This window comes from Aeromicrobium sp. YIM 150415, assembly GCF_016918125.1.
Classification (GTDB): domain Bacteria; phylum Actinomycetota; class Actinomycetes; order Propionibacteriales; family Nocardioidaceae; genus Aeromicrobium; species Aeromicrobium piscarium.
In genome coordinates, this window is the sequence record NZ_JAERWM010000012.1 from 21,650 (window position 1) to 31,908 (window position 10,259).

The 10,259-nt window shown below is 69.2% G+C and carries 11 protein-coding genes; 6 read left to right on the forward strand and 5 right to left on the reverse strand.

All coding sequences use genetic code 11. From position 1 onward, the window contains the following. Window positions 1-78 precede the first annotated feature (78 nt). Window positions 79-1,089: an adenosine deaminase gene (locus tag JL108_RS09425; RefSeq protein ID WP_205198059.1), complete on the forward strand. Its 1,011-nt coding sequence runs from the start codon at window positions 79-81 to the stop codon at window positions 1,087-1,089. Then, a complete protein-coding gene (locus JL108_RS09430; RefSeq protein ID WP_205198060.1) occupies window positions 1,089-1,880 on the forward strand; it encodes an endo alpha-1,4 polygalactosaminidase in 792 nt (263 codons plus the stop codon). The genes JL108_RS09425 and JL108_RS09430 overlap by 1 nt, the downstream gene beginning before the upstream one ends. A gap of 3 nt (window positions 1,881-1,883) precedes the next feature. Here the strand turns inward: JL108_RS09430 and JL108_RS09435 are convergent, their stop codons facing one another. The 5 genes from JL108_RS09435 to JL108_RS09455 form a co-directional block, all read right to left on the reverse strand. Then, window positions 1,884-2,681, reverse strand: a complete 798-nt coding sequence (locus tag JL108_RS09435) for a serine hydrolase (protein WP_205198061.1) — start codon at window positions 2,679-2,681, stop codon at window positions 1,884-1,886. After that, window positions 2,678-3,412, reverse strand: coding sequence for a hypothetical protein (locus JL108_RS09440; protein WP_205198062.1), 735 nt, complete (start codon window positions 3,410-3,412; stop codon window positions 2,678-2,680). The genes JL108_RS09435 and JL108_RS09440 overlap by 4 nt, the downstream gene beginning before the upstream one ends. A gap of 70 nt (window positions 3,413-3,482) precedes the next feature. Beyond that, the gene (locus tag JL108_RS09445) at window positions 3,483-4,505 is read right to left on the reverse strand and encodes an LLM class flavin-dependent oxidoreductase (RefSeq protein ID WP_205198063.1); all 1,023 of its coding nucleotides are present in this window, start codon (window positions 4,503-4,505) and stop codon (window positions 3,483-3,485) included. Between the two features lie 55 nt (window positions 4,506-4,560). After that, the gene (locus tag JL108_RS09450; RefSeq protein ID WP_205198064.1) at window positions 4,561-4,833 is read right to left on the reverse strand and encodes a hypothetical protein; all 273 of its coding nucleotides are present in this window, start codon (window positions 4,831-4,833) and stop codon (window positions 4,561-4,563) included. A gap of 82 nt (window positions 4,834-4,915) precedes the next feature. Further along, window positions 4,916-6,040 carry a MalY/PatB family protein gene (locus tag JL108_RS09455; RefSeq protein ID WP_240190872.1) on the reverse strand — a complete coding sequence of 375 codons (1,125 nt, stop codon included), beginning with the start codon at window positions 6,038-6,040 and terminating at the stop codon, window positions 4,916-4,918. 138 nt (window positions 6,041-6,178) lie between these two features. Here JL108_RS09455 and JL108_RS09460 point away from each other — a divergent pair, with 138 nt between their 5' ends. The 4 genes from JL108_RS09460 to JL108_RS09475 are packed head-to-tail and all read left to right on the forward strand — an operon-like array spanning window position 6,179 to window position 10,166. Next, complete coding sequence (locus JL108_RS09460; RefSeq protein WP_205198066.1) at window positions 6,179-7,045, forward strand: oxaloacetate decarboxylase; 867 nt, start codon at window positions 6,179-6,181, stop codon at window positions 7,043-7,045. A 9-nt stretch (window positions 7,046-7,054) separates the two neighbouring features. Continuing rightward, on the forward strand, window positions 7,055-8,320 hold the full coding sequence (locus JL108_RS09465; protein WP_205198067.1) for an aconitase family protein: 1,266 nt from the start codon (window positions 7,055-7,057) through the stop codon (window positions 8,318-8,320). After that, window positions 8,317-8,856 (forward strand): 3-isopropylmalate dehydratase, encoded by a 540-nt coding sequence (locus tag JL108_RS09470; RefSeq protein ID WP_143912818.1) that lies wholly within the window; start codon window positions 8,317-8,319, stop codon window positions 8,854-8,856. Before JL108_RS09465 ends, JL108_RS09470 begins: the two co-directional genes overlap by 4 nt. Continuing rightward, window positions 8,853-10,166, forward strand: coding sequence for an MFS transporter (locus JL108_RS09475; protein ID WP_205198068.1), 1,314 nt, complete (start codon window positions 8,853-8,855; stop codon window positions 10,164-10,166). The genes JL108_RS09470 and JL108_RS09475 overlap by 4 nt, the downstream gene beginning before the upstream one ends. The last annotated feature ends 93 nt before the right edge of the window (window positions 10,167-10,259 follow it).

Consider the following 10,259-nt stretch of genomic DNA (forward strand, 5'->3'; position numbering starts at 1 on the left):
TGGTGAGCTATCCCGCACTTCCGACCCCGAAGTGCGGGAACACTCACCACCCGAGGGAGGCGGTGCGATGATGGGACGGTGAGCCTCGACTCGTTCATCGCCGGCCTGCCGAAGGCCGAGCTCCATGTCCATCACGTCGGGTCCGCGTCACCGCGCGCGGTCGCCGAGCTCGCCGCCCGGCACGCCGGCGACACCCCCGTGCCGACCGACGCCGCCCAGCTCGCCGAGTACTTCACGTTCACCGACTTCGCGCACTTCATCGAGGTCTACCTCTCGGTCGTCGATCTGCTGCGCACGCCCGAGGACCTCTGGACGCTCACCTACGAGGTCGCCCGCGACCTCGTAGGACAGAACGTCCGCTATGCCGAGCTGACGATGACGCCGTACACCTCGATCGTCCGGGGCATCGCCGCCGAGGCCTACGTCGAGGCGATCGAGGACGCCAGGCGGACGGCCGAACGCGACTTGGGTCTGAGCCTGCGCTGGTGCTTCGACATCCCCGGCGAGTCGGGTCTCGAGGCGGCCGATGTCACCCTCGACACCGCGCTGCGCCTGCGCCCCGACGGACTGGTGTCCTTCGGCCTGGGCGGACCCGAGATCGGCGTTCCCCGGCCGCAGTTCGCGCCGCACTTCGAACAGGCGATCGCCGCCGGCCTGCGCTCTGTGCCCCACGCGGGCGAGTCGACCGGCCCCGAGACGATCTGGGACGCGATCCGGCATCTGCGCGCCGAACGCATCGGCCATGGGATCGCGGCGGCCGAGGACCCGGAGCTGCTGGCCTATCTCGCCGAGCACCGCATCGCGCTCGAGGTCTGCCCGACCTCGAACGTGCGCACTCGGTCGACGCCCTCGCTCGATGAACACCCCCTCCCGGCCCTCGTCGCGGCCGGCGTGCCCGTCACCATCAACTCCGACGATCCGCCGATGTTCGAGACGACGCTGAACAATGAGTACGCGGTCGCCGCCGAGCTGCTCGGACTGGACGAACGCGGCATCGCCGACCTCGCCCGTGCGGCCGTGCGAGCGAGCTTCGCACCCGGCGATGTCCGGACCCGGCTCCTGCGCGAGATCGACTCCCACGCGGGCTGATGTCTCGGCTGCGCCGGTGCGCGCTGATCATCGCCGCGCTCTCGCTGACGGCCTGCGGCACCCAGGAGGAGAGCGTCGAGCCGCTGCCGGGCGGCGTGGTCGACTATCAGCTCGGCGGAGCCTATGAGCCCGACGAGGACGTGACGATCGTGGTCCGCGACCGCACCGATGAGCCCGACTCCTCGCGCTACTCGATCTGCTATGTCAACGCCTTCCAGACCCAGCCGGACGAACGCGAAGATCTCGCGCGCAGCCGTCCCGAGGTGTTGTTGACCGGGCCGGGCGGGCCGGTGTACGACCCGGACTGGCCCGACGAGCAGCTGTTCGACCTGTCGACGCCCGAGCTCCGGAGCAAGGTGCTGGAGCTCGTCGAGCCGTGGATCGCCGGATGCGCCGAAGACGGCTTCGAGGCGATCGAGGCCGACAACCTGGATGCCTGGACCCGCTCGCAGGGCCTCTACACGCGCGGGGACGCCGAGGCCTTCGCCGACGACCTCGCCGCGCTCGCCCACGAGCACGGTCTCGCGATCGGCCAGAAGAACGCCGTGGAGGTCGACGGTCCCTCGCTCGGCTTCGACTTCGCCGTCACCGAAGAGTGCGCCGTCTTCGACGAATGCCGCACCTTCTCCGATCTCTACGACGAGGACGTCATCGAGATCGAGTACACGGACAACGGGCGCGAGGCCTTCGCGGAGGCCTGCCGCGACCGCTACGACGACCACCCGATCACCTTGCGCGACCGCGAATTACTGCCCGCCGGCGAAGAGGGCCACGTCGTCGAGACCTGCTGAAGGTCAGCCGGCGATCCGCGTGCCGATCGCGCGCATCGCCGCGAGGACGTCGTCGCGCCGGTCGGGGCCGGTCGCGTCCCAGTGCGCGAGGACGGCATAGGCGATGGTTCTCGCCGGAGTCTCGACGACCCCGATATCGGCCCGCACACCGGGATCGGTGCCGGTCTTCGACCACAGCCGGACCCCACGCTCATCGGCCCGGTGAGCGAGCGGATCGAGCCCGAAGGCACCGCCGACCATCGACAGATCCGTGGTGCCCGCCAGCCACTGCCGCACCCGTGCGCTCACCGCGGCGCCGATGACCTCGTCGCGGTGCAGACGTGCCATCAGATCGCTCAGCTCATCGGCCCGACCACGCGAGAGCGCGGCCGGATCGGCGGGCCGGCGCTCGTCGCGCGCCCGGTCGAGCAGTGCGGAGTCGCGGAGACCGAGGGCATGTGTCGTGGCCGCGATGGGCTCCAGCCCGAGCCGGCGGATGACGACATTCGCCGCGAGATTGTCGCTGACCGCACCGATCAGGACACAGAGATCGTCAAGGCAGAGCGTCGGCTGGCGCAGCAGGTGCCACAGGCCCGAGTCGGCGACGCGCTCGTCCAGATCCCAGCCGAGCTCCTCAGCCGGGTCGAGGTCACCTGCCACGATGCGTCGCGCCGCCTCGATCAACGCGAATACCTTGCCGACGCTGGCGGTCGGCACCACCTGGTCCGCACCGTGCTCGGCGAGCACCCGGCCGGACCGGGCGTCGAGCAGACAGACCGACCAGCTGACCCCCAAGGGCAGTGCCGGCAGCGTGATCGTCATCGGGTGACCGCCTTCTCGAATCGTGGCTCCATCACCCAGAACCCGCCCAGGGGGAGGCTCCGCAGGATCTCGGCATCCTCGGGGTGCAGTTCCTTGCGGCGGAGCAACTCGTTGAGGATCCGCCCGCGCTCCTCGAGCAGCTCCTCGCGGGTGCGCTCGGGGAGTGTGGCCAGCCGCTCGGCGAGCTGCTGGTAACGGTACGCCCAGACGCCGCCGGGCCGGGAGAGGAAGGTCTCGGCGATCATCAGCAGCAGCGCGCACGCCGTCACGACACCCATGAGGACGAAGACCCCTTCGCCGAGATCGTCGGGCGTGTAGCGCAGGGTCAGGGCGCCGCACACCACCAGCGAGAGCACGGCGATGACGTACGCGAGATCGTTGCGACGCCGCCCGATCCGCCACCACTGGACCGCGAACATCGCCATGCCCACGATCCCCAGCAGCAGACTGAGCGGCAACAGGACATCGCGCATCCCGCTGCTCATCGGATCGACCGAGGCGGAGCCCCGGATGCCGGGGATCCAGCCTCCTGGCCCGACGGTCGCGAAGGCGCCGAAGATCGCGACCCCGCAGATCACCGCGGCCATCTGCACCCGCTGCTGCCGCTGGAACCAGGCGCTGTACGACTCGGTGGTCATGCCCAGTCGGTGCTCGATCTCACCGAAGGGCACCTTCCCGCCGAAGCGGTGGTTGCGCGCCCAGTGTCGCGGGGTCTCCTCGTCGGTGTTCATCACTCGCCATTGTGACGCGGAACCGGCCACGGTGTCGGCGCTCCTCGTCGGCGACGAGGCCCGACGCTGGTCAGCGCCAGCCGAGGGCGGGCGCGACGTGGGTGAGGATCGACTCCAGCACGTGGGCGTTGTAGTCCACGCCGAGCGTGTTCGGGACGGTGAGCAGCAACGTGTCGGCCGCCGCGATCGCCTCGTCCTCGCGGAGCTGCTCCACGAGCGCATCGGGCTCGTCGGCATAAGAACGCCCGAAGATGGCGCGCGTGTTCTCGTCGATCATGCCGACCTGATCGGACGCATCGCGGTTGACGCCGAAGTAGGCGCGGTCGCGGTCGTCGACGAGCGCGAAGATGGAACGACTCACCGAGACCCGCGGCTCACGCTCGTGTCCAGCCTCCTTCCACGCCTCGCGATAGACGTCGATCTGCTCACGCTGCTGTACGTGGAAGGGCTTGCCGTTCTCGTCGTCCTTGAGTGTCGAGGACTGCAGGTTCATGCCGAGGGTGGCGGCCCAGCGCGCCGTGCCGGTGGAGCCCGAACCCCACCAGATACGGTCGCGCAGACCCTCCGAATGCGGCTCGATCCGCAACAGGCCCGGCGGATTGGCGAACATCGGACGCGGATTGGGCTCGGCGAATCCCTGCCCGCTCAGCACCTGGAGCGCGACCTCGGTGTGACGTCGCGCCATGTCCGCATCGGTGTCGCCCTCGGAGGGCTCGTACCCGAAATACCGCCAGCCGTCGATCACCTGCTCCGGTGACCCGCGACTGATGCCGAGCTGAAGTCTGCCGCCGGCGATCAGGTCGGCCGCGCCGGCCTCCTCGGCGAAGTAGAGCGGATTCTCATAGCGCATGTCGATGACCCCGGTGCCGATCTCGATGCGCGAGGTGCGGGCGCCGATGGCCGCGAGCAGCGGGAAGGGCGACCCGAGCTGGCGGGCGAAGTGGTGCACCCGGACGTAGGCGCCGTCGACGCCGAGCTCCTCGGCGGCCTCGGCCAGCTCGATCGTCTGGTTCAGCGCGTCGGACGCGGTGCGCACCTGCGAGCCGGGGGCCGGCTGCCAGTGGCCGAAGGACAGAAATCCGATCTTCTTCACGTTGAGGTCAACGTCCGGGCCGGTGGATCATTCCCCGTGCGCAACGTCCGGTCCGTCACTTCCGTTCGCCGAAACGAAATTGGCTCCCGTACTGCCAGTCGCCGCCGTAGGCCAGCCGCTTGCAGTTCACCGAGATGTACGCATCGTGATACTGGCGGGCGTACTTGGTGTGCTGGACGTTGCTCTGATACAGGCAGGAGAAGTAGTTCTTCCCGTAGTAGTGCGTCCGTATCGTCCCCGCGTTCGCTGCATTCGCCGAGCCCAGAACGAGCGTTCCGGCCGCGACCAGCGCGGCCATGATCAAGGTCAGCGGACGGCGGACTCTCATCGATTCCATACCACCAAACAATCATCGGTGTTCTCGCAAGGCAACCGGAGCCGACGCGGAAATGGGCGCGCGATCCCGGACGTCACCCCAGGACGCGGGCGACCTGGATGACGGCGCGCTCCAGCAGCTCGGGTGTGGTCGCGTAGTTGAGCCGGGCGTGTCGCTCGCCGCCGAGTCCGAAGGGCAGGCCCGAGCTCAGCGCGACCCGTCCATGCTCGAGGATCTGCTCGGCGGGATCCTCGCCGAGCAGGTCGCCGAAGTCGAGCCAGGCGAGATAGCACCCGTCGCCGCTCACCCACCCGACATCGGGGAGGTACTCGTCGAGGAGGGCGCGCAGGAGTCGTCGGTTGTCCTCCAGATCGGCCACCACCGCATCGAGCCAGGCGTCTCCGCCGCCGAAGGCCGCCGTCTGCGCGACCAGCCCGAACTGGCTCGCGCCGAAGGTGACCACGGGAGGGATGGCCGCCAGCTCGTGGACGGCATCGGATCCGGCCACCAGCAGACCGGCCTTGAGACCGGCGAGGTTGAAGGCCTTCGATGCCGACGTGGCCACGAAGGCGGAGTCACTCCCGCGGACGGCGAGGTAAGGCACGAAGCCATGAGGCACGAGGGGAGCGTGGATCTCGTCCACCACGACCCGGGCTCCCCGTGCGGCGGCGATGCGTGCGACCGCCTCCAGCTCCTCGCGAGTATGCACGGCACCGGTCGGATTGTGAGGGCTGCACAGCAGATAGCCACTGCCGGGACCTGTCTCGGCGAGGACCTCGTCGAGGCGGTCGAGATCGAGTCGGCCATCGCCGCCGAGGGGCGCGGTCTCGACCCGCCGGCCGGCCCACTCGATGACCTCGTAGAAGGGCGGATAGACCGGCGGATTCACCACGACGGCGGCACCCGGTTCGGTGACGAGCCGGATCGCTGTACTCAGTCCGGTGAGTACATCGGCGACCTCGATGACCGCGTCGTCGGCCACAGCCCAGGTCCACCGCCGCCGCGCGAAATCGGCGAAGGCCTCCCGATAGGGGCCGACCACGCCATAGCCCGCGTCGCCGCGGGTGACGAGATCCTGCAACGCGTCGGTCACCGCAGTGGCCGGGCGTGCGTCCATCTCAGCGATCCAGAGGGGCAGGACATCGCCGGGATACTGAGACCATTTCACGCTCGTCCGCCCTCGGAGCTCGGTCTCCGTCAGTTCTCGCAGCGGGTGCATGGGACCCATCTTCGCCCGTCGGCACCGTGGTGCGCATCGGGATCGAGTCCGCGTGACCCCTTGACAGTGTGACCTGCGCCTCGTCTAGGATCGATTCGCATTACGCACATCATTCCGTATAACGAAACGAGGCAGTCGATGTCGAACCGCTTACGCGATCAGCTGGACGAGGATCTCGTCCTGGCCCCAGGCGTCTGGGACGGCCTCACCGCCGTCATCGCCGAGCAGGCCGGCTTCTCGGCGCTGTGCGCCTCCGGCTTCGCCATCTCCGCGAGCCTCGGCTACCCGGATGCCGAGCTCTACACCATGACCGAGAATCTCCATGCCGTCCGGACGATCCGCGAGGCCAGCTCACTGCCGCTCGTCGCCGATATCGACACCGGCTACGGCAATGCCGTGAACGCGGTCCGTACCGCGCGGCGCTTCCTCGATGCCGGAGTCGAGGCCGTCTTCATGGAGGACCAGGAGTCCCCCAAGCGCTGTCCGCTGACCACCGGGGCCGCCCTTCCGTTGCTGGACGTCACCGCCGCCGCGGGGAAGATCCGGGCCGTGAAGGACACCGTCGGCGACGACATGATGGTCATCGCCCGGACCGATGCCCGCGGAGACGAGGCGCTGCGCCGCGCCGTCGCCTATGTCGAGGCGGGTGCCGACCTGATCATGCCGGTCACCAAGACCTTCGACACCGTCGAGGAGTGGGCCGCATGCCATGCCGAGGTCGGCGTGCCCCTGATGGCGACCCTGACCGCGTCGGCGTGGACCGAGAAGGCGTTCACGCCGGAGGTCATGCGAGAGATCGGGGTGGGGCTCGCCATCCTGCCGACCCAGCTGCTCATGGCGGTCGCGGGTGTCGCCGAACGCACCCTGAGCCGCCTCGCTCGCGACGAGGCACCGGCGCAGGTCGGCGAGGACGAAGGAGCGATGGCGCACCACCGGTTCGTCGACCTCATCGGGACAGCCGATGTCGAACGGATCCAGCACACCTATCTGCCCGAGAGCGCCTGAGGAGGAGTCGTGCCACAGACCATCGTCGAGAAGATCCTCGCCCGTACCGCGGGGCGTGACGAGGTGCAGGCGGGACAGAACCTCCCCTGCCGGCCCGACCACATGATCGCCTACGACTTCCCCGGCTACACCGACGTGATGTTCCGTCAGATGCACGACGACTTCGGGATCACCGAGCTCGCCGAGCCCGAGCGGTACCTGGTCTTCATCGACCACATGCTCACCCGCGGCGATCAGCGCGAGGAGGACGTCCACCGCGTCACCCGCGAATGGTGCGACTACTACGGGATCACGCTGCACGAGGCCGACGGCATCGGCCACCAGGTCATGGCCGAGCGCGGCTACGCGGCCCCCGGCCGTTTCCTCATCCACTTCGACGGCCACATCTCCGGCGCGGGCGCCTTCAACGCGCTCGGCTGGGGCGTGCGCCGCGATCTCCTCGAGGGATGGGTGAAGGGCGAGCTCTATCTCGACATCCCCGCCACCACCCGCTTCGAGCTGACCGGCGAGTTCCAGCCGGGAGTCGACAGCCGCGACCTGGTCCACGAGATCATCGCCCGGCTCGGCGCCGACGGCTGCGCCCATCAGGTGATGGAGTTCGGCGGGCCCGGCGCGCGAACCATGAAGATCGACCACCGTCAGTCGCTGTGCGGCATGGCCATGTTCACCGGAGCCGTGTCGGCGGTCTTCGAGCCCGACGAGCTGATGCTCGAGCACGTGGGCCGTCTCACCGATGGCCCCCTCAACCCCGTCTGGCCCGACGAGGACGCGACCTACGCCGCGGTCCACACCATCGATCTGACGGAGCTGCGACCCCGGGTCGTGACACCCGGGTCCGCCCGGTCGGCCAATACGATGCACGCCGAGGACCTCGCGGACACCCGTGTGACGAAGGCCTTCATCGGATCCTGCGCGAGCGGACGGATCGAGGACATCCGCGCAGCCGCCTCGGTACTCGACGGCCGGACGGTCGCCCCGGGCGTCACACTCAACGTCGTCCCGACCTCGCAGGCCGTGCACGATCAGGCCGAACGCGAGGGGCTCCTGGATGTACTGCGCGATGCCGGCGCGCGGATCGCACGCTCCAGCTGCGACTTCTGCTTCGGCTACGAGCGCCCCCTGGATCCCGACGACATCTGCATCTCCACCGGCGTGCTCAATATCTCCGGACGGATGGGCAGCACCGATGCGGGGATCTACATGGGCTCGGCGTTCACGGTCGCCGCCAGCGCCGTCAACGGCCGGATCAGCGCGGCGGAGGTGGCCCCCCGATGACGGGATACCCGCCTCCTGCGGACATCATCGAGGGCCGGGTCGCCTGGATCTTCGGCGACGACTTCGACATCGACCTCGTCATCGGCGTCGAGAACATCAAGACTTACGACGCCGATGAGCTGAAGGCGGTGACGATGACGGCCTACGATCCCACCTTCGTGGACCGCGTCCGACCGGGCGATGTGATCGTGGGAGGCCGCAACTTCGGCTACGGACATCCGCACTATCCGCCGATGGTCGCCCTGCGCAATCTGGGCATCGCCGCCGTGCTGGCCGAGTCCTTCTCGCCGGGCTTCTGGCGCGGCGAGACCTACAACGGCATGCCGCTGCTGACCGTCCCCGGGATCAGTTCGACGGTGCGGACTGGGGATCCCGTCGCCGTCGAATGGCGTACCGCCACCGTCCGGATCCCCCGCGCCGACGGGACACAGACGCTCACCGGCCCGCCCCCCAGCGATCGCGTCCGTCGCGTCATCAGCGCCGGCGGGTCACTCAACCTCATGCTGGCCGAGCACCGACACGGAGAAGGATCATGACCGAAACGACCTCGTCCACCCCGACCGCGACACCCGCGGTATCGGAGTCCACCGCCCGGCGGGCAGCGATCGCCGGAGGTGTGGGAACGCTCATCGAGTACTACGACTTCAGCGTCTACGCCTTCCTGGCGCTGACCATCGGACCGCTGTTCTTCCCCAGCGAGCGCCCGGCGGTGTCCCTCCTGCTGACCCTCGCCGTCTTCGGCTCCGCCTATGTCATGCGTCCCCTGGGCGGCTGGTTCTTCGGGCGGCTCGGTGACCGGACGGGGCGCCGCAGGGCCCTCGTGGTGACGGTGGTCGCCATGGGCGTGTGCTGTGCGCTCCTCGGCATGCTCCCGACCTATGCACAGGTCGGCATCCTCGCCCCCATCCTGCTGGTCCTCATCCGCCTGGCCCAGGGGTTCTCGGCCGGTGGCGAGATCGGCGGCGCCGCGACCTATATCGCCGAGTCCTCCCCGGCCGGCCGGCGCGGCATCTACGGCTCGCTCACGCCGATCGGCTCCACGCTCGGCTTCGCGGTCGCCGCGACCGTGGTCGGCCTGGTGTCCCAGCTGACGACCTCCGAGCAGATGTCCGCCTGGGGATGGCGGATCCCGTTCCTCGTGTCGATCCCCCTCGCCGCGCTCTGCCTGTGGGCGCGGGTCAAGCTGGAGGACACCCCCGAGTTCGAGGAGATGGCCGATCAGGCCGAGGTGGTCCGCAGCCCGCTGCTGCAGGTGGTGCGCGAGCATCCGATCTCCGTGCTGCGCGTCATCGGCATCGCGATCGCCATGAACGGGACCGGGTATATCGGGCTGACCTACTTCAACATCTATCTGGTGGACGTGGGCTTCCCGCAGCAGTCGGTGTACTGGACGTCCGCCATCGCGATCGCGCTGGCCTGCGCCTCCTTCCCGATCGCCGGCATCCTGACCGATCGCTTCGGGCGCCGGCCGGTGCTGCTCGGGGCCTACGCGGCCTATCTGGTGATCGCCTGGCCGGCCTTCGCGATCATGGGCGCGACGGGGAGCCTCGTGGTGGTCGCCCTGGTCTACATCGTCTACATGATGTTCAACGGCCTCGCGCAGGTTCCGGCGTTCCCGCAGTTCACCGAGCTGTTCCCCCGACAGGTGCGCTATACCGGTGTCGCGCTGGGCTTCAACATCGGCACCATCATCGCCGGGGGCAGCGCGCCGTACATCGCGGCTCAGCTGGTCGAGACGACCGGCAGCTCGATGGCACCGGCGTACTGGGTGATGGCCGTCGCCGCGGTCGGCATCGTCACCGTCCTCACGATGCGTGAGACCGGGAAGTCCGCGTTGCCCAAGTGACGGCAGCGCAGAGTAGCGGGGGGGGGGGGGCGGGCCGCCCCCCCCCCCCCCGGGGCCACCCGGCCAGCCGGGCCCAGCGCGGGGGGGCGGGGG

Excerpts from the sequence above, each read along its gene's own strand:
- JL108_RS09430 (WP_205198060.1), top strand. The coding sequence starts at position 1,089 with ATGTCTCGGCTGCGCCGGTGCGCGCTGATCATCGCCGCGCTCTCGCTG.
- JL108_RS09435 (WP_205198061.1), bottom strand. The coding sequence starts at position 2,681 with ATGACGATCACGCTGCCGGCACTGCCCTTGGGGGTCAGCTGGTCGGTC.
- JL108_RS09440 (WP_205198062.1), bottom strand. The coding sequence starts at position 3,412 with ATGAACACCGACGAGGAGACCCCGCGACACTGGGCGCGCAACCACCGC.
- JL108_RS09450 (WP_205198064.1), bottom strand. The coding sequence starts at position 4,833 with ATGAGAGTCCGCCGTCCGCTGACCTTGATCATGGCCGCGCTGGTCGCG.
- JL108_RS09455 (WP_240190872.1), bottom strand. The coding sequence starts at position 6,040 with ATGCACCCGCTGCGAGAACTGACGGAGACCGAGCTCCGAGGGCGGACG.
- JL108_RS09460 (WP_205198066.1), top strand. The coding sequence starts at position 6,179 with ATGTCGAACCGCTTACGCGATCAGCTGGACGAGGATCTCGTCCTGGCC.
- JL108_RS09470 (WP_143912818.1), top strand. The coding sequence starts at position 8,317 with ATGACGGGATACCCGCCTCCTGCGGACATCATCGAGGGCCGGGTCGCC.
- JL108_RS09475 (WP_205198068.1), top strand. The coding sequence starts at position 8,853 with ATGACCGAAACGACCTCGTCCACCCCGACCGCGACACCCGCGGTATCG.